Below are 21,538 nucleotides of genomic sequence, written 5' to 3'. Positions count from 1 at the left end.
AAGGCAGCTACACCCGGAAATACCATCTAACCGAATGGAAAAAGATGGGGGCGGCAAAGCATAGGGCATCCACCCGGTCCAGCAGGCCGCTGGCGCCGGTGATGGACTGGCCCTCGCTGCCCCAGTTGGTGATGCCGCGGTCGCGCTTCAACGCCTTCATCACCAGGTGGCCCAGCGAGCCGGCCACGCAGGCAATCAGCGCCATGGCCAGGGCCTGGCCGGGTTTGAACGGGGTGATGCCGGCCAGCAGCCCACCCAGCAGGCCGCCTGCGGCCACGCCTATGCCCCAGCTGGTCCAGTTGAAGCTTTGGCTGATGTGGGGCGCGCGTGGCGCGCGCTTGAGCTTGCGGGTGGCCAGGTGCTGTACCAGCATGCAGGTCTGCACCACCAGCACCAGGAAGAACACCATGAAGGCACCCTTGTCCTGGTAGCCCGGGAAGTCCAGCCGCACCAGCGCCGGCACGTGGCTGGTGCCGTAGACGCAGACCATGATGCCCCACTGCATCTTGGCATTGCGTTCCAGAAAACGGTGCGGGTCGTCGGCCAGGGCTCCCACGATGGGCAGGGCCAGAAAGACGTAGACCGGCACGAACACCGTGAACAGGTCGAAGTGCTTGCCGCCCACCAGCCAGAACTGCACCGGCAACACCACAAAGAAGGCCAGGATCAGACTGCGGTGGTCGCCCCGGTGGGTGGGCGACAGGGTGATGAATTCGCGCAGCGCGAAGAAGGCCACCAGGGCGAACAGCGTAATCGCCACCCAGCCGCCCACGGCCCAGCACAGCCAGAACACACCGGCCATGAACCAGGTGTTCTTCAGCACCCGGCGCAAATTGTCCAGCTCGGCTCCGAAGGCCGCACCAAACGCGTTGTCGTCGCGCTCGCGCAGCGACAACAGCAGCAGCGCGCCGCTGGCCAGCAAGAGCACGCCAAACACCAGGACGAACATCGCCCCCACCTGTTGCGTACCGCTGAGGCTGCGCAGGAACTGGTTCATATCTCTCTCAGCGCGATGACGTTGGCGCGTGCCCGGTCCAGAAAGGCGTGGCGGTCTTCATCGGGCGCCAGCTGCATCGGCGTGCCGAAGGTGACCGAGCACAGCACCGGCACCGGAATCACCTCGCCCTTGGGCATGACACGCTGCACGTTGTGTATCCAGGTCGGCACCAGCACCACCTGCGGGAATTTCTGCGCCAGCTTGTACAGCCCGGCCTTGAAGGCCTGGGGCTCGGGGGCATGGCCGCGTGTGCCCTCGGGGAATAGGATGATGGAGTCGCCGCTCTCCAGTGCCTCGACCAAGGGCTCCAGCGGATCTTGCTCCACACCGCTGGCATCCTTGGTGCGGCTGCGGTCTACGTAAACGGCATTGAATACGGCCGTGGTCAGCCACAGCTTGAAGCGCGAGGCGGTCCAATAGTCCTTGGCGGCAATGGGGCGGGTGATGCTGCGCAGCTCGGAGGGCAGGGCGGCCCAGATCAGCACCAGGTCGGCATGGCTTTGGTGGTTGGCAAAATAAATGCGCTGCTCAGCCTTGGGCGGGCAGCCGTACCAGCGGGCTTGGGCGCCTGTCAGCACCCGCACCAGGCCTAGTAAAACAAACCCCATGATCTTTGCAAGCATGGCGGCGATCATAAACGCCGGGCTATTCCGCTTATTTTTTACTGAACGAAAATGGCCTCTGGCGCATATTTTGTCTGCGCAGGGCGCTATCAATTTTGATTTTCGAGGAGAAGTCTTTACGCAGTCCCAGGGAAATCCCTAGTGTTCATTTTTCATTAATTAATGAAAAATTAATGAATCAGCGGGGCGCGGTGCCCGGTTGAGCCAACCCTTTGCCGTACCAATCCGCCTAAAGTCGGGGGCGGCAAATCCAGGAGACATAGATGTTGAAGCTTTCCAAATTGGCGCTCGCCATGGTTGCAGTGGTGTCCGCAGGTGCTATCCAGGCCGGCGAGGTCGAAGTACTGCACTACTGGACCTCCGGTGGCGAAGCCAAGTCGGTGGCTGAGCTGAAGAAGATCATGCAGGCCAAGGGCCATGTGTGGAAGGACTTCGCTGTGGCTGGCGGCGGTGGCGACAATGCCGCCACCGTGCTGAAGAGCCGCGTGGTCTCGGGCAACCCCCCTGCCGCAGCCCAGATCAAGGGCCCAGCGATCCAGGAATGGGCTGCCGAAGGTGTATTGGCCAACCTGGACGCTACCGCCAAGGCCGAAAAATGGGACAGCCTGCTGCCCAAGGCCGTGGCCGATGGCATGAAGTACAAGGGCAATTACGTTGCAGCTCCGGTCAACGTGCACCGCGTGAACTGGGTCTGGGCCAACCCCGAAGTGCTGAAGAAGGCTGGCGTCACCGGCATGCCCAAGACCTACGCTGAATTCTTCGCTGCCGCCGACAAGATCAAGGCTGCCGGCTTCATCGCCGTGGCCCACGGTGGCCAAAACTGGCAAGACTTCACCACCTTTGAAACCGTGGTGCTGGGTGTGGGCGGTGCCAAGTTCTACAGCGACGCACTGGTCAAGCTGGACAACAAGGCGTTGACCAGCGACACCATGAAGAAGTCGCTGGAAACCTTCCGCAAGATCAAGGGCTACACCGACGCTGCCTCCGCAGGCCGCGACTGGAACCTGACCACCGCCCTGGTGATGCAAGGCAAGGCCGGCTTCCAGTTCATGGGTGACTGGGCCAAGGGCGAGTTCCTGGCTGCTGGCAAGGTGCCCGGCAAGGACTTCCTGTGCGCAGCTGCTCCTGGCACCGCAACTTCCTACACCTACAACGTGGACTCGTTTGCCATGTTCAAGCTGAAGGACAAGGATGCGCAAAAGGCCCAGGGCGACCTGGCTGCCGCCATCATGGGCACTGAGTTCCAGGAAATCTTCAACCTGAACAAGGGTTCCATCCCGGTTCGTCTGAACATGAAGATGGACAAGTTTGACGACTGCGCCAAGCTGTCCGCCAAGGACTTCGTGGACACCGCCAAGACTGGCAGCCTGGTGCCTTCGATTGCCCACGGCATGGCCGTCAGCCCTGCAGCTGAAGGCGCCATCAAGGACGCGGTCAGCCAGTTCTGGAACGATGACAAGATCAGCATCGACGCTGCTGTGAAGAACATCGCTTCCGCCGCAGCCACCAAGTAACACCCCCAGGCTTGCCCGCTGCGCGTGGCCGCCACCCCCCTTGCAGGGGGCGAACCCTAGGGCCCGGCAAAGCCGGTTCCCTGGGTTCCCTGGAATAGGTCCGGCACATCCTTGGGCATTCTTCCCCCATCCGCCACGGCGGAGTGGGGCCTTATTTTTTGAGAGCCACTCCCATGAAACCGAATTTTGAGCAGGCCTTGCCCAAGCTGGTGATTGCGCCCGGCTTCGTGCTGGGCTTTGCCTTCATCTACGGGCTGATGATCTGGAACGGGGTTTTGTCCCTGACCGCATCGCGCATGCTGCCCAACTACGACGAGTTTGTCGGCCTGGCCCAATACGCCAAATTGTGGGAGATGGACCGCTGGTGGCTGGCGCTGAAGAATCTGGGCATCTTCAGCGTGTTGTACGTGGGCGGCGCGATGCTGATCGGCATGGCGCTAGCCATCGTGCTGGACCAGAAGGTCCGCGCCGAAGGCCTGCTGCGCACCATCTATCTGTACCCCATGGCGCTGTCCTTCATCGTCACCGGTACCGCCTGGAAGTGGATGCTGAACCCCAGCCTCGGCCTGGAAAAACTGATGCATGACATCGGCTGGACCAGCTTCAGCTTCGACTGGCTGGTGCAGAGCGACACCGCCATCTACTGCGTGGTGATTGCCGGTATCTGGCAGTCCGCCGGCTTTGCCATGGCCTTGTTCCTGGCCGGCCTGCGCGGCATCGACGACAGCATCATCAAGGCCGCGCAGATCGACGGCGCCAGTTTGCCGCGCATCTACTGGCGCATTATTTTGCCCATTCTGCGCCCGGTGGTGTTCTCCACCATCATGGTCTTATCGCACCTGTCGATCAAGAGCTTCGACCTGGTGATGGCCTTGACCGGCGGCGGCCCCGGCTATGCGACCGACGTGCCCGCCACCTTCATGTATGTGATGAGCTTTACCCGCGGCCAGATCGGCCTGGGTGCGGCCAGCGCCACCATGATGCTGGCTACTGTGGCCGCGATCGTGGTGCCCTATTTGTACAGTGAACTGCGGAGCAAGCCCCATGATCGCTAAGAACCTGTCCCGTGTATTGATTTATGGCGTGCTGCTGCTGGCAGCCTTCTTCTTCCTGGCACCCATGTATGTGATGCTGGCCACCTCGTTCAAGGACGCTGAGGAAATCCGCAGCGGCAACCTGCTGAGCCTGCCGCACGCGCTGAACTTCGAGGCCTGGCAACTGGCCTGGTCCACCGCCTGTACCGGCACCGACTGCCGTGGCCTGCAGCCCTTCTTCTGGAACTCGGTGCTGATCGTGTTCCCGGCGGTGATCATCTCCACGCTGTGGGGCGCCATCAACGGCTATGTGCTGAGCCTGTGGAAGTTCAAGGGCAGCGAGCTGCTGTTTGGCTTCATGCTGTTTGGCGTGTTCATGCCGTTCCAGGTGGTGCTGCTGCCGATGAGCCAGATCCTGGGTTGGCTGGGTATCTCCAGCTCGGTCTACGGTCTGATCCTGGTGCACTGCCTGGCCGGTCTGGCCGGTACCACGCTGTTCTTCCGCAACTACTACGCGTCCATTCCGAAAGAGCTGGTGAACGCTGCGCGGATTGACGGTGCCGGTTTCTGGCGCATTTTCTTCCGCATCATCGTGCCGCTGTCCACGCCCATCGTGATGGTCACGCTGATCTGGCAGTTCACGAATATCTGGAACGACTTTCTGTTCGGCGTGGCCTTCAGCGGCGCCGACAGCAAGCCCATCACCGTGGGCCTGAACAATATGGTCAACACCACCAGCAGCGTGAAAAACTACAACGTGGACATGGCGGCTGCCGTGATCGCGGGCCTGCCCACCATTCTGATCTACGTGTTGGCAGGCAAATTCTTCGTTAAAGGACTCACAGCCGGTGCTGTGAAGGGTTGATCCTAGAAAAAGCAGTTGACCGCTTGCGTATTTCAAAGAGCGACTTATGTGTCTTACCCCTTTCCAGCGCCTAGTCCAGCTGTCGTTGCGTTGCGACGCTACACACCCGATGGCACTACTGGAGCCGCACCTGAGTGCGTTGCTCCGCCTGGCGGGCATGAGCCCGCTGCGTTGTCTCGCCTTCTCAGTCACGTCCCCAGCAGCACCCTCGGGCGTGTCCAACTACTTTCTCTAGGATAAAAGTTATGGCATCCGCACTCCACATCCAAGGCATACGTAAAACTTTCGGCAACGGCGACAAGATGGTCGAGGTGCTCAAGCGCATCGACATCGACGTCGCGCCGGGTGAATTCCTGATCCTGGTCGGCCCGTCCGGCTGCGGCAAGTCCACCCTGCTGAACATCATCGCCGGCCTCGAAGAGCCGACCGAAGGCGCCATCCGCATTGGCGACCGCAATGTGGTCGGCGTGCCGCCGGCCCAGCGCGACATCGCCATGGTGTTCCAGAGCTATGCGCTGTACCCCACCATGAGCGTGGCCGAGAACATCGGCTTCGCGCTGGAAATGCGCAAGGTGCCCAAGGCCGAGCGTGAAAAGCGCATCAACGAAGTGGCCGCCATGCTGCAGATCACCCACCTGCTGGACCGCCGCCCCGCGCAGCTGTCCGGTGGCCAGCGCCAGCGCGTGGCCATGGGCCGGGCCCTGGCACGCCAGCCGCAGTTGTTCCTGTTCGACGAGCCTTTGTCCAACCTGGACGCGAAGCTGCGCGTTGAAATGCGGGCCGAAATCAAGCGCCTGCACCAGGTGTCGGGCATCACCAGCGTCTACGTGACCCACGACCAGATCGAGGCCATGACCCTGGGCAGCCGCATCGCGGTGATGAAGGACGGCGTGCTGCAGCAACTGGGCACCCCAGACGACATCTACAGCCGCCCAGCCAATACCTATGTGGCCGGCTTCATCGGCTCGCCGACTATGAATTTGATAGCTGGCAGCGCAGGCAATGCGGGCGCTGGCGGCCAATTTTCCTTCAAGGGCGGCAGCCTGCCCCTGGCCTGCCCGGCGGTGGGCAAGGACGCGTTGCTGGGCCTGCGCCCCGAACACATCGAGCTGGTGGACAACGCCGCCTGGCGCGGTGAGGTCAGCGTGGTGGAACCCACCGGCGCCGACACCTATGTGGTGGTGAAGACCGAGGCCGGCAACGTCACCGTGCGCACCTCGCCGCAGGCGCGCTTCCAGCCGGGCGAGCAGGTCGGCCTGCAGGTCTCGGCCGCCCAGGTCAGCTGGTTCGACGAGAAGACCGGCGTGCGCCTGTAAGCACTGCGCTTCTTTTTTGCGCATCTTCGCGGCCACCGCCGGTGGCCTGCGTACGCCCCTTGGGGCAGACCCTTCGTCAGACGGACTTGCTATGAAATTGCGTAACCAGGTACTTTCTATCGGTTTGGCGGGCGCGGTGTGGGTTTGCTCAGCGCCGCTGCACCACCCGCCTGCACTATCGATTCAATAGCTGCTGGCGCAGCTACCATCTGCGCTAGAGCCTGATTTGGCTTAAACGGTTTTCAGGGAAAACGCCTCCTCCAAAATACAAGAATCTGGAGGCTCTGCCAGTCGGTTCGCCCGCAGGCAGCGAGACAGGAGACAAGCGATGGGGCAACGAGACTGGCAACAAGACTATGCCGACCCGGCCATGGACGGTGCGGCGCCCGCCTGGGACTGCGGCGCCGCTTTGGATGCCTGGCGCATGCCGGAGCAGCGCTCGGTCACCAGCACCCTGGTGCGCTTGTGCATGGACGGAGCCGAGCAACACGGCATCGGTCCGCAGGAGTTCCAGCGCCTGACCGGCATCGCCGCCTGGGAGCTGGAGTCGCCCCAGGCCCGCATCTGCGCCGCCAAACACCTGGCAGTGATGCGCCTGGTGCAGCACATGCCCATGCCCAGCGACTACTGGCAGTTCGACATCCAGGCCTGCCTGCAGCCCTTTCCCACGCTGTACGCGGTGGTGGCGAATGCGCCGAATCTGGCGGCCGGGCTGGGGGCTTACTTTCACCACCGCAGCCTGATCGGCAATGTGGACTTGATCCGCTGCCTGCGCCAGGGCACGCAGTTTGAGTTCGACTACCAGCTGGACGACCAGGGCAGCAACGCCTTCAGCGCCTTTGGCAACTTCTTCCTGCTGCACGGCATCGTGCGCCACTATGACCCGGAGGGCGGCCGTGCCTGCGTGCTGGAGCTGACCGGCGAGGCCTTCGCACCGGCCGCCCAGTTGCGTGCAGCGATGGGCTGCGAGGTGCGTTTCGGCCAGGCGCGCAACCGCCTGCAGTTGCAGGCCCCGGCCTGCGACCAGCCCTATGCGCAGCACAACCCGAACCTGTACGCCTTCTTCCTGGGCCAGGCGCGGGCCGAGCAGGCCCGGCTGGAGCCGGCGCAGACCTTTGCCCTGGGCCTGCAGCGCTTTCTGGCGCAGGCGATTGCGGCGGGTGACGCCATCGGCAGTGGCAGCCAGCTGCTGGCCCAGGCCTGTGCGCATTTCAATACTTCACGCTGGGGGCTAAACCGGCGGCTGCAGCTGGAGGCCACGCATTTCCAGGAGGTGCTGGGCAGCGTGCGTGCGGCCCAGGCCCGGCGCATGCTGCTGCAGGCGCAGAGCCCGATCTCCGAGATCAGCGACCTACTGGGTTTCTCGTCGCTGAGTGCGTTCTCGCGGTTTTTCTCGGGCGCGTTTGGCGTGTCGCCATCGCAGTTTCGCAAGCAGGCGGCGGATGCCACCGTCCATTAGCTTCATCTTGTTTCACTTTTCTTTGCAATCCTGCACCTCTGGGTAAAGTGCTGCTCCCGCAGGTCAATCCTGCGGTGTCTCCCCTGGCTACAGTGCCGCTGACCCGCCCGTGCCGGGCGCGGATCACACACCATCAGGAGACAAAACCGTGCACCTCAAACGCCCCCTCGTCATCGCCCTTGTTACCGCCGGACTACTCTACGGCTGCGGCGGCGACGATGCCCCCACCGTAGACCAACAAGCCGCTGCGCTGCTGGCCAAGATGACGCTGGACGAAAAAATCCAGCTGGTCCACGGCGAGGGTTATGGCGTGCCGGACGCTCTCGGCGGCGCAGGCGTGGTGAAAGGTATTCCCCGCCTGGGCATACCCAATCTGACCAATGCCGACTCGGCCGGCGGGGTCAACGTGGTGGGCTCGAACGCTACGCCGTATCCGGCCCCCATCGCCCTGGCCGCCAGCTGGGACCCAACGCTGGCCCACAGCTACGGCAGCGCCATCGCCACCGAACTGCGGGCCCTGGGCTTTGCCGAAGGCCTGGGCGGCGGTGTGAATTTGGCACGTGAGCCGCGCAATGGCCGCACATTTGAGTACATGGGCGAAGACCCGGTACTGGCGGGCAACATGATTACGCAGCGCACGTTGGGCACGCAGTCGCAAAAAGTGATTGCCACCATCAAGCACTTCGCAGGCAACGAGCAGGAAACCAACCGTTTCACTTCCAATTCGGTGATTGACGAACGCACCTTGCGCGAGCTGTACCTGCTGCCCTTCGAGATGGGTGTCAAAGATGGCGCGCCCGGTAACGTGATGTGCGCATACAACTTGCTCAACGGCGTCAAAGCCTGCGAAAGCGCGTATCTGCTGACGGATGTGCTCAAGACCGAGTGGGGCTTCAAAGGCATCGTCCAGTCCGACTGGTTCTTTGCGGTGACCGATACCGTGCGTGCCGCCAACGCCGGGCTGGACGAAGAAGAAGCTGGCAGTGCCGACGATTACACCCCTACCTCCTTTGGCAGTTTCGCTTTGCCTGCCACGAGCTTCAACCAGAAGCTCAAGGCCGCCGTCCAAGCCGGTACCGTGCCGCTGGCCCGCCTGGACGATATGGTTCTGCGCAAGCTGCGCACCCTGTACGCCAGCGGTGTAATGGCATCGCCCCCCAAGGCCGGTGGTACCGTTGACCAGGCCGCAGGCAATGCCGTGGCCCAGAAGGTCGCCGAACAGTCCATGGTGCTGCTGAAGAACGCAGTGGCCAGCGGCGACACGGCCAATGTGCTGCCGCTGAGTACCACGGCGGCGCAAACCATTGTGGTCATTGGCGGCCATGCGGATGCGGGCGTGATCTCGGGCGGCGGCTCCGGCGCGGTGCCCGCCCGCGATGGCAATGCCGTCACTTGCCTGGTGCCCAACACCAGCACGTTCGGCTCGTGTGCCGTCTGGTACAAGTCCGCACCGCTGGCCGCCATCCGGGCCATGGCTCCCAACGCCACAGTCACCTACCTGGACGGCAGCGACCCCGCCGCTGCGGCTAGCGCAGCCGCAGCGGCTGACGTGGCCATCGTTTTTGCTACCCAGTGGCAAACCGAAGGCGTGGACCTACCGAACCTGAGCCTGCCCAACAACGCTGCTGACCCGGCCAACCAGGCCTATGACCAGAACGCCCTGATCACTGCCGTGGCCGCCGCCGCCAAGCGCAGCGTGGTGGTGCTGGAAACCGGCACCGCCGTCACCATGCCCTGGCTGGCGAATGTGAACGCGGTGGTCGAGGCCTGGTACCCCGGCGTGCAGGGCGGCCCGGCGATTGCCAACGTGTTGTTCGGCGCCGTCAACCCCTCGGGCAAGCTGCCGCTGACCTTCCCGCAAAGCGAAAGCGACCTGCTGCAGGCATCCATTTCGGCGACCGACCTGACGGTGAACTACAGCGAAGGCCTGAAGATGGGTTACCGCTGGTACGACGCGCAGAACATCACGCCGCTGTTCCCCTTCGGCCATGGCCTGTCGTACACCAGCTTTAGCTACAGCGGCATCAGCACCCGCTCCAACAGCGACGGCTCGGTGACGGTAGGCTTCACGCTGAAGAACACCGGCGCGCGTGCCGGCGCCGAGGTGGCCCAGGTATACGCCGGCCTGCCGGCAGCGGTCGGCGAGCCGCCCAAACGCCTGGTGGCCTGGGAAAAGGTGCAACTGGCAGCCGGCGAGAGCAAGGCCGTCAGCATTACCTTCAAGCCCGAGCGCCTGAGCATCTGGAGCGCCACCACCCACCGCTGGCAAATCCCTAGCGGCAGCTACAACTTCCTGGTGGGCGGCTCCTCGCGCGACACGCCGCAGTCCACGGTGCTGGTGCGCAGCTAGGTGGCTTGCGGGGGAAGGCCCATGGTCCGGCCCACATGGCGGGGCCGGGGCAGCTGGCGGTGCGCGACGTACAGGGCCTGCACACGCGCCAGCACCTCGGCGCTGAAGGGGGCGGACCTGGGGCCCCGGGTGTCCACATGCAGCAGCATTTGCTCGCTCACGGCCACCGGCTCGCTCAGGTCCGGTCGGTACATGCTGAAATAGATGTGCAGGCGCTTGCTGTCATGCGCCAGCAGCTGCATGTCCACCTGCAGCTCGCTGCCCAGCTTGACCTCGTGCAGGTAGTTGATGTGGCACTCCAGCGTGTAGATGCTGCTGTGCAGGCGCTCCCGGCCGGCGGCATCCAGCCCCAGTTGGCCCATCAGCGCATCGCTGGCATAGCTGAAGACCAGCAGGTAAAAGGCGTCGCGCAAATGGTCGTTGTAGTCCACCCATTCAGGCTGGACCGTCTGTGTGAGCAGGGGCAGGGGGGCGGCTGCAAGACTGTCCATCTCACTCCCCGCTGCGCAGGCCGTGGCGTGACTTGGCGGCGGCCACCGCGTCCAGCACGCTGAGGATGCAGTCGTCCCGGTAGCGTTCCAGTTGCTTGATGGAGTGCTCGCCCAGCTGTTGCGTCGTGCCTTCGACCACGCTGTCGATCAAGGCATCTGTCAACGGAGGCGCCACCAGCTTGGTCCATGGCAGTTGCAGCGCCGGGCCGAACTGGGCCATGAAGTGCCGCATGCCGGCATCGCCACCGGCCAGGGTATAGGTGAGAAAGCTGCCCATGAAGGACCAGCGGATTCCCGCACCGAAGCGGATGGCGTCGTCTATTTCGCCAGTGCTGGCCACACCTTCGTTGACCAGATGCAAGGCCTCGCGCCACAGGGCTTCCAGCAGCCGGTCAGCAATAAAGCCGGGCACTTCCTTGCGCACATGCAGAGGACGCATGCCTAGCGTGCTATAGATTTTGATAGCAGCGGCGATGGTTTCCGGTGCCGTGCGCTGGCCGCCCACCACCTCCACCAGGGGCAGTAGATAAACCGGGTTGAACGGGTGGCCTACCACGCAGCGTTCCGGGTGCAGGGCATCGGCATAGAAGTCGGACGGCAGCAGGCCCGAGGTGGAGGAGCTGATGATGGCGTCCGGCCTGGCTGCGGCGCTGATTTGCGCATGCAAATGGCGCTTCAGGTCTTCGCGCTCGGGGGCGCTTTCCTGGATGAAGTCGGCGTCTTTCACGCAGTCTGCGATGGTGTCCACAAAGCGCAACCGCAGGGGCGATGCACCCGGGGCCAGGCCGGCGCGCTCCAATGCAGGCCAGGCATTGGCAATATTGCTGCGCAGCTGCTGTTCTGCGCCGGGGGCCGGGTCCCAGGCAGTGACGTCCAGGCCGTGGGCCAGGGCGCGAGCGACCCAGCCGCTGCCGATAACGCCTACGCCCAGTGCGGCAAAGGTCTTGATGGAGGTGATGACGGTCATGCGGTGACTTTCCAAGGGTTGCGGGGGCGGCAAGGTGGTTCAGCCGCGCTTTTTGAGGCCCAGTTTCTTGCGGCCTTCTTCGGGTGTCAGAGGGCGTGCGCCCAGTTTCTGGATGATGTCTATTGCGCGCTCTACCAGGCTGCCATTGCTGGCGTAGACGCCCTTGTCCAGCCAGAGGTTGTCTTCCAGGCCCACGCGCACATTGCCGCCCAGCAGCATGGCTTGGGCCACCATGGGCATTTGCATCCGGCCTATGCCAAAGCCTGCCCATATCGCCCCGGGGGGGAGGTTGTCCACCATGGCTTTCATGGTGGTAGTGTCGGCCGGGGCACCCCAGGGAATGCCCAGGCAGAGCTGAAACAAGGGCTGTTCGTCCAGCAGGCCTTCCTTCAGCAGCTGCTTGGCAAACCAGAGATGCCCGGTATCAAACACCTCCAGCTCTGGCTTCACGCCCAGCTCCTGGATGCGCTTGGCGCCAGCGCGCAGCTGGGCTGGCGTGGACACGTAGATGTAGTCTCCATCGCCAAAATTCAGGGTTCCGCAGTCCAGTGTGCAAATCTCGGGCAGCAGCTCCTCCACATGGATCAGCCGCGCCAGGCCGCCGACTAGGTCCGTGCCCTTGCCGAAGTGCATGGGGTCTTCACCCGCGCCAATTTCCAGGTCACCACCCATGCCTGCGGTCAGGTTCAGCACCATGTCCACGCCTGAAGAGCGGATGCGGTCCACAAGTTCGCGGTACAGGTTTGGATTGCGGCTGCCCTTGCCGGTCTCGGGGTCGCGCACATGGCAGTGCACGACCGTGGCTCCTGCCTTGGCCGCCTCTACTGCGGCATCGGCAATCTGCCGGGGGGTCACGGGCACGGCCGGATGGCGGCCTACAGTGTCGCCTGCGCCTGTGACGGCGCAGGTGACGATGATTTCATGGTTCACGGAATACTCTCCATTGGCAGCTGGCCGGAGCCGGCCCTGGCTGCCGTGTTGATATGGGGGATGGTCGGCGGGCTTGCCGACGGGGAAGTTCAGCTGTGGCTTAAAGGCCCAGATAGGTTTTGACAGCGGGCAGGCCGTCTTTGCCATCCACGGTTTTGACGCCGATCAGCCATTTATCTAGCACCTGCGGGTTCTTTTTGAGGTAGTCCTTGGCGGCGGTCGACGGGTTGACCTTGGCCATGATGGGGATCATCAAGCGGCTTTCCATATCGGTACTGAACTGGAGATTGGAGACCAGCTTGCCCGCATTGGGGCAGCGGTCCAGATAGTCTGTGGCCACCAGAGTGTAGACCTTGGCCTCACCAAAGTTGGCGCCGAATACCGCATCGCCACCGCTGAGGTAGCTGATCTTGAACTCGATATTCATGGGGTGCGGTTCCCAGCCCACAAAGACGATTTTCTTCTTTTGCCGGACCGCGCGGGTCACCTCGGACATCATGCCGGCCTCGCTGGACTGCACCAGCTTAAACCCACCCAGGCCAAATTCGTTCTTGTCAATCATGGCCTGGATGTGCGCATTCGCACTGCTGCCGGCTTCTATGCCGTAGATCTTGCCGTCGAGCTCTTTCTGGAACTTGGCAATGTCGGCAAAGTCCTTCAGCCCCTCATCGGCGGCATAGGCAGGCACAGCCAGGGTGGCCTTGGCGCCGACCAGATTCGGTGGGTCCAGCACTAGCAGGCTTTTGGACTGCACCAATGGCTCCACCATCTGGGTCTGGATGGGGCTCCAGTAGCCCAGGGAAATATCGATCTGCTTGCTTTTCAGGCCGGCGAAAGAAATCGGCACCGATGCCATTGTCTTGCTGGGCTTGTAGCCCAGGCCTTCAAATACCGTGCTGGCCAGGGCGGTGGTGGCGGTGATGTCGCTCCAGCCTATATCGACAAAGCGTACGTTGCGGCAGCTTTCCGGCTCATCCGCCAAGGCTGGCAGGGTGAGCAGAGCTGTGAACAGGAAACAGGCATACCGGGTAAGCGTTTTCATAATTGCTCCGTAGAAATAACAAGGGTTTGGCAGGAACTGGGTGGTAAAGCCCCAACGGGGGGAACGCGTTTCTTCAATGTCGACCGCGTTGGCCTAAAGGTAAGGGGGGCAGCGCCTTTGGCATCGCTCCATAGCGACCCTTCGTAGCCCTGGTGCGACCCGTATGCGCAATCGTCAACAAGGCATCCTCTCATTTCCCCTCCAGCGTCGCACCAAGGCTACGAAAGGTCGCTATCGGGCGAACAAGCCGCGGCCAGGCAACGTACCTTGCAGTCCTCAACCTGGAAGGAGTAGCGAAATGCAAGCAGTAGCCACCGTGGCCGATTGGCGGACCTATCCCGTGACGCATGCCGTGGCGGACGTAACCGTGGAGGGAGATGCAGCGCGGGTGCGGTGGACGGACGGGCGCTCCAGCGCATTCCACTTTGTCTGGCTGCGCGACAACTGTCCCTGTGCGCATTGCGTTTATCCGGTGACACGCGAGCAGGTTTTCGAGGTGCCGGATATGCCCGAAGACTTGCTTCCTCGCCAGGTGTCGCTAGATGCCCAGGGTGGGCTGCAGATTGCGTGGGAGGATGGCCATGCCAGTGCCTTCCATGTCGGCTGGCTGCGTGCACATGCCTACGATGCCGAATCGCGCGCCGAGCGGCGTCGGGCCGTGGCTTCCCGGCAGCTCTGGGGTGCGGAGCGCAACCAGTCTTTGCCATGCTTCGATTTCCAGGAGATCATGCAGGACGACAGCGCGCTACACGCATGGTTGCTGGCCGTGCGTGATGTGGGCCTGTGTTTGTTGCGCGGCTGCCCGACCGAGCTGGGCACGGTAGGCCGTGCCGCAAAACGTATCTCTTTTATCCGGGAAAGCAATTTCGGCTTGTTGTTCGATGTGGCGTCCAAGCCCAAGCCGGACAGCAATGCCTACACCTCCTTCAATCTGCCGCCGCACACCGATTTGCCGACACGCGAGCTGCAGCCGGGTTTGCAGTTTCTGCACTGCCTGGTGAATGGGGCGGTGGGCGGCGACAGTCTGTTTGTCGATGGCTTTGCGGTCGCCAGCGCATTGCGGGAGCACCATGCGGACGATTTCGCGGTGCTGAGCGGTACGCCGGTGGAGTTTCGCAACAAGGAGCCGCATACCGACTACCGCTGCACCGCGCCCATCATCCAGCTGGACCCGTTTGGCACGATTGTGGAAGTCCGGTGTGCCAATTTTCTGCGCGCCCCGTTCGATGTGCCTGCCGAGCAGATGCCCGTGCTGTACCGGGCTTACCGCCGTTTCACCCAGCTGGCGCGGGAGCCACGGTTCTGCGTCAGCCGGCGCCTGCAGCCTGGCGATATGTGGGTGTTTGACAATCGGCGTGTGCTGCATGCCCGCACCGCATTCGACCCGGCAAGCGGTGCGCGCCATTTGCAGGGCTGCTATGTGGACCGGGACGAGTTGCTGTCGCGTATCCGCATACTGGAGCGTGCCCAGCAACGGGCGTCCTGAGTTTCTGGATACACCATGTCCGCATATTTGCTAGCCCCTGGTTTGGCCGAATTCGTGGCGCGTACCGAGGCCTTGACTTCCGATGCCGACGACCTGGCTGCACAGCGCGCGGCCTACCAACGCATGTGCGAGGTATTCACGCCGCCGCGTCCTGCCGGTGTTATTGCCACGGACCAGATACTGGCCGCGGCAGGGCACGCCGTGGCGGTCCGTCGTTATGTTCCAGAGGGAGCCGCACCTGATTCGGGTTGGCCCTGCGTGCTGTACTTTCATGGGGGCGGCTGGGTATTGGGCGGACTGGATTCTCATGAGTTCCTGACAGCTGCGTTGGCCGCCAGCCTGCAAGCCATGGTGATTGCCGTGGACTACCGACTGGCGCCGGAGCACCCTTTTCCTGCGGCCTTTGAAGACAGCTATGCCGCATGGCTGGCGGTGCACGCCGGGCATGATGAACTGGGCCTGGACCCGCGGCGCGTGGTGGTGGCCGGGGACAGCGCTGGCGGCAATCTGGCTGCGGCTCTGTGCCTGGCCTTGGCCCGGGAGGGATTGCCCGGCCCTTGCGGGCATGCGCTGCTCTATCCGGCGCTGGTCGGCCCTTGCACGCAGCCGTCTTATGCCGAGCACGCGGATGCACCGCTGTTGCGGGCTGCGGACATGGTCGATTTTTTACGGCTGTATCTGCCCGATTTGACGATGCGGAATGACCCACGGGCCGCACCGTTGGCCGCTGCTTCCTATGTGGACTTACCGCCGGCCTTTGTGGCTGTTGCCGAGTTTGACCCCTTGCGCGATGAAGGTGTGGCCTACGTAGAGCACTTGCAGAATGCGGGAGGCAGGGCAGAACTGTATTGGGGCGCAGGGCTGGTACATGGCTGCCTGCGTGCCCGCGGAGCGTGTGGCGCAGTGGACGATTTGTACGCGGCATTGGTCGCCGCGATAGCCCGCTTTCAGGCGAAGCCGGTTTGATCTTTTCTGACCTGTCCCATGGACTACCTGCTACAAAATACGGCTATGGTCATGCCATCCACCTCTCCGCAGGAAATCCACTTCTTGCTGCTGCCGGAATTCTCCATGATGGGCTTTGTGTCCGCATTGGAGCCGCTGCGGGTGGCCAACCGCTTCCGTGGCCCCTTGTACCGTTGGCATATCTTGAGTGCGGATGGTGGCCCGGTGACGGCCAGCAACGGCATGTCCCTGCATGCTGACGGCGCATTTGCATCGGTTGAGCAGGCAGAAACCCTGTTTGTGGTTTCTGCTTTTAATCCCATGGACCACTACACCCCGGCACTAGGGGCTTGGCTGCGTCTGTTGGACCGGGCGGGTACCACCTTGGGGGCTATTGACACCGGCTGCTTTATCTTGGCCGAAGCCGGATTGCTGAAGAGCCAAAAGCTGACACTGCATTGGGAGGCGATATCGGCTTTTCACGAGCGTTTCCCAGGGCGGGTGGTGACGCAGGAGTTGTTTGAGATCGACGGGCGGCGTATCACCTGCGCGGGTGGTACGGCATGCATAGACATGATGCTGGACCTGATGGGGCGCCGCCACGGGCATGCCCTGGCCACGGCTGTGTCCGAGCAGTTTGTGCTGGGGCGTATACGCAACCCCTCGGACCACCAGCGCATGCAGATTGCCGCACGCTATGGTGTCCACAATCCCAAGACCATACAGGTCATCGGTGTGATGGAGCAGCATATCGAGGAGCCGCTGTCGGCGGATGCCCTGGCCGCGGCCATCGGTGTGACGCGCCGGCAGCTGGAGCGGTTGTTCAGCACCCACCTCAAAGACACCCCCTCGCATTTCTATCTGTGCTTGAGGCTGGACCGCGCTCGCCAATTGCTGCAGCAGACCGATATGGGCATTTTGACCATCAGCGTGGCGTGTGGATTCGAGTCGCCTTCGTATTTTTCGCGGGCGTATCGCACCCGTTTTGCCGTCAGCCCCAAGGACGACCGCGGCGGCAGTCAATTGTCTGGGCGGCGTTGAATCTGCGGCAACTGGTTGCGCTGCATCTGGTGCAAGCTGGTGCGGGGGCGATGGCTACAGATAGACGGTCAGCCATATTTTTGCGAATGTTTTGGGGGCTGGCGGTGTAGTGGTGCAGGTGCTGGAAAAGGGGCGGTAGTACTCGCGGGCGAAATTGCCGCATTTACAGGGAAAACACTTGCTGCTGCTGGTGTTAATTAATGAACAATGAATGAGTTCGGCGCTGCATTGCAAGCCCGGATCCAACGGGCGCCGCCTGTGCTGTGCCCTCACCATAACGAGATAGGAGACAAGGCATGAAGAAGACACTCATCGGGCTGGCGGTCACCGCGGCCTTTGCCGTTCCGGCCATGGCACAACAAAGCGTGGAAGTGCTGCACTGGTGGACCTCGGGTGGCGAGGCGGCGGCGTTGGGCGTGCTCAAGGGCAACCTGGAAAAGCAGGGCATCAAGTGGAATGACATGCCGGTCGCCGGTGGCGGCGGCGAGCAAGCCATGACGGCCGTGCGCGCCCGCGTCACCGCCGGCAATCCGCCCACCGCCGTGCAGATGCTGGGCTTCGACATCCAGGACTGGGCCAAGCAAGGCGTGCTGGCCGACCTGAACGACGTGGCCGCCAAAGAAGGCTGGGACAAGACCGTGCCCGCCGCGCTGCAACGCTTCTCCAAATTCAATGGCAAGTGGGTGGCCGCACCGGTGAACGTGCACTCCACCAACTGGGTCTGGGCCAACAAGGAAGTGCTGGCCAAGGCCGGCATCACCGCCGACCCCAAGACCTGGGACGAATTCATTGCCGACGGCGAAAAGCTGCAGAAGGCCGGCTTCATCGCCCTGGCCCACGGTGGCCAGCCTTGGCAAGAGGCCACCATGTTCGACGGCGTGGTCATCTCCACCGGCGGCGTGGACTTCTATCGCAAGGCCTTCATCGACCTGGACCCCAAATCGCTGAATTCGCCGACCATGCTGAAGGCCTTTGACCGCATGGCACAGCTGCGCAAGCTGGTCGACAAAGACTTCTCCGGCCGCGACTGGAACGTGGCTGCCGGCATGGTGATCAGCGGCAAGGCCGGTTTCCAGATTATGGGCGACTGGGCCAAGGGCGAATTCATCGGCGCGAAGAAGGTGCCGGGCAAGGACTTCTCCTGCTTCCGCGTACCCGGCACGCAAGGCGTGGTGTCGTTCAACTCTGACCAGTTTGCGATGTTCAAGGTTGGCGCCGACAAGGTGGCGGCCCAGACCAAGCTGGCCTCGGCCATCATGGACCCTGGCTTCCAGTCGGCCTTCAACGTGGTCAAGGGCTCGGTGCCTGCGCGTACCGATGTGTCCGACAAGGACTTTGACGACTGCGGCAAGAAGGGCATGAAAGACTTCGCCGAAGCCAATACCAAGAACACCTTGGTCGGCTCCATGGCCCACGGCCACGCCGTGCCGGCTTCCATCAAGAACGCCTTCTACGACGTGATCACGCGCCACTTCAACGGCCAGATCGACTCGAAAAAGGCCGTTGTTGAATTGGCCGCTGCAGCCAAGTCCTAAGCGCTGACAGGGCGGGTTTTCGCCCTGTGCTTGTGCGGGCCGACGCGCTAGCGTCGGCCTTTCCATTTCCTTCGTAAGGTTCGGAATGAAAGCTGGTTTTTTACCCAAGCTGCTGATCACGCCCAGTGCCCTGCTGGTGCTGGTCTGCGTCTACGGCTACATCATGTTCACGGTGTATCTGTCGTTCACCGCCTCAACGCTGATGCCACAGTACGACTGGGTGGGCACGGCCAATTACGTCCGCCTGATGGGGCTGGAGAACTGGTCGGTAGCCTTGTCCAATCTGTGGGTGTTCGCGTCTTTGTACATCGTGATTGCGATGGCACTGGGCCTGACCCTGGCGATTCTGATCGACCAGAAAGTGCGTGCCGAGAGCGGCTTGCGTTCGGTGTTTCTGTACCCGATGGCGCTGTCCTTCATCGTCACCGGCACGGCGTGGAAGTGGCTGCTCGACCCCGGCGTGGGCCTGGAGCACACCATGCAGACCCTGGGCTGGAGCAACTTCACTTTCGGCTGGATCAAGGATTCGGAGATGGCGATCTACTGCGTGGTGATTGCCGCCGTCTGGCAGACCACCGGCTTTGTGATGGCCATGTTTCTGGCCGGCCTGCGCGGGGTTGATTCTGAGCAGATCAACGCCGCCCGCCTGGACGGCGCCAAGAGCTGGCAGATCTACCAGCGCATCATCATTCCGCAGCTCGGACCGGTGTTCATCTCGGCCTTTGTGATCCTGGCGCACATGGCCATCAAGTCCTACGACCTGGTAATCGCGCTGACCAATGGCGGCCCCGGCCGCTCGACCTGGCTGCCCTCGGTATTCATGTACCAGTACACCTTTACCCGCAACGAAATGGCCGTCGGTGCGGCCAGCTCTGTGCTGATGCTGATCGCCATCGGCGTGGTCGTGCTGCCGTACTTGTACGGCGAAATGCGGAAGGTCAAAAATGGATAAAACCTTGTCGCGCTTTCTGCGCATTGCGCTGTACGTGGTGCTGGTCGGGACGGCGTTGCTGTTCATCTTGCCGGTGTATGTGATGGTGGTGAATTCGCTGAAACCACTGGACGAAATCCGCAGCGGCAATCTGATGTCTTTGCCGATGGACTGGACGCTGGCGCCCTGGCGCAGCGCCTGGAGCACGGCGCAGATCGGCGTGCAGGCCACGGGCTTGAAGCCGTATTTCATCAACTCGTTTCTGCTGGTGATTCCGGCAGTGGTGATCTCGACGCTGATCGGCGCGTTGAACGGCTACATCCTGACCCAGTTCAAGATGCGCTTTGCCCACGCGCTGTTTGCGGCCATGCTGTTCTCGGTGTTCATTCCGTTCCAGATCGTGCTGATCCCGATGGCCAAGACCCTGGGTTTTCTGGGCCTGGCCGGCACGGTGAAGGGGTTGATCTTCGTCAACGTGGTCTACGGCATCGGCTTCACCACGCTGTTCTTTCGCAACTACTACGCGGCCTTTCCGGCCGAGCTGATCCGCTCGGCGCGCATGGATGGTGCCAACTTCTTCGGCGTGCTGTGGCGCATCCTGTTGCCCAACAGCACGCCCATCATCGTGGTCACGGTGATCTGGCAGTTCACCAACATCTGGAACGAGTTCTTGTTCGGCGCTTCGTTCAGCGACTACACCTCGTTTCCGCTGACGGTGGCCTTGAACAACCTGGTGAGCAGCTCCACCGGGGTCAAGGAATACAACGTGCATTTCGCCGGCGCCTTCATCGCCGCGATCCCCACGCTCATCGTCTACCTGGTGTCGGGTAAATATTTCGTCCGCGGCCTGATGGCCGGGTCTGTCAAAGGTTAATCACATGGCTTCGTTAGATCTGGTTCACATCAAAAAGAGTTTCGACAGCGTTCAGATACTGCACGACATCACCATCTCGCTGGCCGATGGCGAATTCCTGGTGCTGGTCGGCCCCAGCGGCTGCGGCAAGAGCACGCTGATGAATGTCATCGCCGGCCTGGAAGACCCGACTGCCGGCAGCCTGCGCCTGGACGGCCAGGACATCACCCAGGTGGCACCGGCCGAGCGCAACATCTCGATGGTGTTCCAGTCGTATGCGCTGTACCCAAACATGACGGTGGCCAAAAACATCGAGTTCCCGCTGGAGATGCGCAAGGTGGCGAAGAACGTGCGCACCGAGCGCGTCGCCAGCGTCGCCAAGCTGCTGCAGATAGAGCACCTGCTAGAGCGCAAGCCGCGCCAGCTGTCAGGCGGCCAGCGCCAGCGCGTGGCCATCGGCCGGGCCCTGGCGCGTGAGCCCAAGCTGTATTTGTTTGACGAACCGCTGTCGAACCTGGATGCCCAGCTGCGACTCGACATGCGCACCGAAATCAAGAAGCTGCACCAGCGCCTGAAAGCCACCATCGTCTACGTGACCCACGACCAGATCGAGGCCATGACCCTGGCCACGCGCATCGCGGTGATGAAGGGCGGCGTGGTCCAGCAGCTGGGTACGCCGCACGAGGTTTATAACCGCCCAGCGAATACCTTTGTCGCCAGCTTCATGGGCTCGCCGCGCATGAACCTGGCCAAGGCCCGTGTATTGGAAGACGGTGCCGGCCTGGCGCTGGAGATACAGCAGGGCGACCGCCCGACAGTGCGCATCGCTCTGCCCTCGGTGCCGGCCGGACTGAACGCCTACCGCGGCAAGGAAGTGATTGCCGGCATCCGCGCCGAGGCGATCGACCTGGTGCGCGACGGCGCGACCCAGAATGCCATGCACCGTTTGGTGCAGGCTCGTGTCGAAGTGATAGAGCCCACCGGCGCCGACACCCTGGTGGTGCTGAATGTGGGCGGCCATGAGTTCACCGCCCGGGTCGAGCCCGACGCGCCGCTGACGCCGGGCCAGGAGACGCAGTTCCTGGTCGATCTGGGCAAGCTGGTCTGCTTCGATGTGCAGACCGAGCAACTGATTGCGTGAAGAAATTGCGAACTAAAT

At 62.5% G+C, this 21,538-nt stretch carries 20 protein-coding genes; 14 read left to right on the top strand and 6 right to left on the bottom strand.

Features of this window, described 5'->3' with window-relative positions; all coding sequences use genetic code 11:
- Positions 1–7: 7 nt before the first annotated feature.
- Both AC07VY_RS20265 and AC07VY_RS20260 read right to left on the bottom strand, forming a co-directional pair.
- Entirely contained in the window at positions 8–997 is a 990-nt protein-coding gene (locus AC07VY_RS20265) for a phosphatidate cytidylyltransferase (RefSeq protein WP_495098983.1), read from the bottom strand.
- Entirely contained in the window at positions 994–1,620 is a 627-nt protein-coding gene (locus AC07VY_RS20260) for a lysophospholipid acyltransferase family protein (RefSeq protein WP_495074056.1), read from the bottom strand. Before AC07VY_RS20260 ends, AC07VY_RS20265 begins: the two co-directional genes overlap by 4 nt.
- Before the next feature lie 263 nt (positions 1,621–1,883).
- Between AC07VY_RS20260 and AC07VY_RS20255 the strand changes: the two genes are divergently transcribed.
- From AC07VY_RS20255 to AC07VY_RS20225, 7 genes are all read left to right on the top strand, one after another.
- Complete coding sequence (locus AC07VY_RS20255; RefSeq protein WP_495074055.1) at positions 1,884–3,134, top strand: ABC transporter substrate-binding protein; 1,251 nt, start codon at positions 1,884–1,886, stop codon at positions 3,132–3,134.
- Between the two features lie 173 nt (positions 3,135–3,307).
- On the top strand, positions 3,308–4,189 hold the full coding sequence (locus AC07VY_RS20250; RefSeq protein WP_495074054.1) for a carbohydrate ABC transporter permease: 882 nt from the start codon (positions 3,308–3,310) through the stop codon (positions 4,187–4,189).
- Positions 4,179–5,033: a carbohydrate ABC transporter permease gene (locus AC07VY_RS20245; protein WP_495098984.1), complete on the top strand. Its 855-nt coding sequence runs from the start codon at positions 4,179–4,181 to the stop codon at positions 5,031–5,033. The genes AC07VY_RS20250 and AC07VY_RS20245 overlap by 11 nt, the downstream gene beginning before the upstream one ends.
- Positions 5,034–5,079: 46 nt before the next feature.
- The gene (locus AC07VY_RS20240) at positions 5,080–5,268 is read left to right on the top strand and encodes a hypothetical protein (protein ID WP_495098985.1); all 189 of its coding nucleotides are present in this window, start codon (positions 5,080–5,082) and stop codon (positions 5,266–5,268) included.
- 10 nt (positions 5,269–5,278) lie between these two features.
- Positions 5,279–6,349 (top strand): ABC transporter ATP-binding protein, encoded by a 1,071-nt coding sequence (locus AC07VY_RS20235; protein ID WP_495074052.1) that lies wholly within the window; start codon positions 5,279–5,281, stop codon positions 6,347–6,349.
- Positions 6,350–6,677: 328 nt separating this feature from the next.
- Complete coding sequence (locus AC07VY_RS20230; protein WP_495098986.1) at positions 6,678–7,808, top strand: helix-turn-helix transcriptional regulator; 1,131 nt, start codon at positions 6,678–6,680, stop codon at positions 7,806–7,808.
- Between the two features lie 148 nt (positions 7,809–7,956).
- Entirely contained in the window at positions 7,957–10,158 is a 2,202-nt protein-coding gene (locus AC07VY_RS20225; protein WP_495098987.1) for a beta-glucosidase, read from the top strand.
- On the opposite strand, the gene AC07VY_RS20220 is transcribed toward AC07VY_RS20225, so the two are convergent.
- The 4 genes from AC07VY_RS20220 to AC07VY_RS20205 form a co-directional block, all read right to left on the bottom strand.
- A complete protein-coding gene (locus AC07VY_RS20220; RefSeq protein ID WP_495098988.1) occupies positions 10,155–10,649 on the bottom strand; it encodes a thioesterase family protein in 495 nt (164 codons plus the stop codon). The genes AC07VY_RS20225 and AC07VY_RS20220 overlap by 4 nt on opposite strands.
- Before the next feature lies 1 nt (position 10,650).
- Positions 10,651–11,616: an L-carnitine dehydrogenase gene (locus tag AC07VY_RS20215; RefSeq protein WP_495098989.1), complete on the bottom strand. Its 966-nt coding sequence runs from the start codon at positions 11,614–11,616 to the stop codon at positions 10,651–10,653.
- Positions 11,617–11,655: 39 nt separating this feature from the next.
- Positions 11,656–12,546: a 3-dehydrocarnitine:acetyl-CoA trimethylamine transferase CdhC gene (gene cdhC, locus AC07VY_RS20210; RefSeq protein ID WP_495098990.1), complete on the bottom strand. Its 891-nt coding sequence runs from the start codon at positions 12,544–12,546 to the stop codon at positions 11,656–11,658.
- Between the two features lie 100 nt (positions 12,547–12,646).
- On the bottom strand, positions 12,647–13,588 hold the full coding sequence (locus AC07VY_RS20205) for a choline ABC transporter substrate-binding protein (RefSeq protein ID WP_495098991.1): 942 nt from the start codon (positions 13,586–13,588) through the stop codon (positions 12,647–12,649).
- Positions 13,589–13,886: 298 nt separating this feature from the next.
- Between AC07VY_RS20205 and AC07VY_RS20200 the strand changes: the two genes are divergently transcribed.
- The 7 genes from AC07VY_RS20200 (at position 13,887) to AC07VY_RS20170 (ending at position 21,520) form a co-directional block, all read left to right on the top strand.
- The gene (locus tag AC07VY_RS20200; RefSeq protein ID WP_495098992.1) at positions 13,887–15,074 is read left to right on the top strand and encodes a gamma-butyrobetaine dioxygenase; all 1,188 of its coding nucleotides are present in this window, start codon (positions 13,887–13,889) and stop codon (positions 15,072–15,074) included.
- A gap of 15 nt (positions 15,075–15,089) precedes the next feature.
- Positions 15,090–16,040 (top strand): alpha/beta hydrolase, encoded by a 951-nt coding sequence (locus AC07VY_RS20195; RefSeq protein WP_495098993.1) that lies wholly within the window; start codon positions 15,090–15,092, stop codon positions 16,038–16,040.
- An 18-nt stretch (positions 16,041–16,058) separates the two neighbouring features.
- Positions 16,059–17,060 (top strand): GlxA family transcriptional regulator, encoded by a 1,002-nt coding sequence (locus AC07VY_RS20190; protein ID WP_495119501.1) that lies wholly within the window; start codon positions 16,059–16,061, stop codon positions 17,058–17,060.
- 296 nt (positions 17,061–17,356) lie between these two features.
- A complete protein-coding gene (locus tag AC07VY_RS20185; protein ID WP_116608833.1) occupies positions 17,357–18,595 on the top strand; it encodes an ABC transporter substrate-binding protein in 1,239 nt (412 codons plus the stop codon).
- 85 nt (positions 18,596–18,680) lie between these two features.
- A complete protein-coding gene (locus AC07VY_RS20180) occupies positions 18,681–19,547 on the top strand; it encodes a carbohydrate ABC transporter permease (protein ID WP_495074049.1) in 867 nt (288 codons plus the stop codon).
- Positions 19,540–20,400, top strand: coding sequence for a carbohydrate ABC transporter permease (locus tag AC07VY_RS20175; protein ID WP_495098995.1), 861 nt, complete (start codon positions 19,540–19,542; stop codon positions 20,398–20,400). The genes AC07VY_RS20180 and AC07VY_RS20175 overlap by 8 nt, the downstream gene beginning before the upstream one ends.
- Before the next feature lie 4 nt (positions 20,401–20,404).
- A complete protein-coding gene (locus AC07VY_RS20170; RefSeq protein WP_495098996.1) occupies positions 20,405–21,520 on the top strand; it encodes an ABC transporter ATP-binding protein in 1,116 nt (371 codons plus the stop codon).
- The last annotated feature ends 18 nt before the right edge of the window (positions 21,521–21,538 follow it).

The organism is Rhodoferax sp. GW821-FHT02C08, from assembly GCF_059421805.1.
Note: the sequence above shows the minus strand (reverse complement) of the source record. Positions and strands in the feature narration are given on the sequence as shown.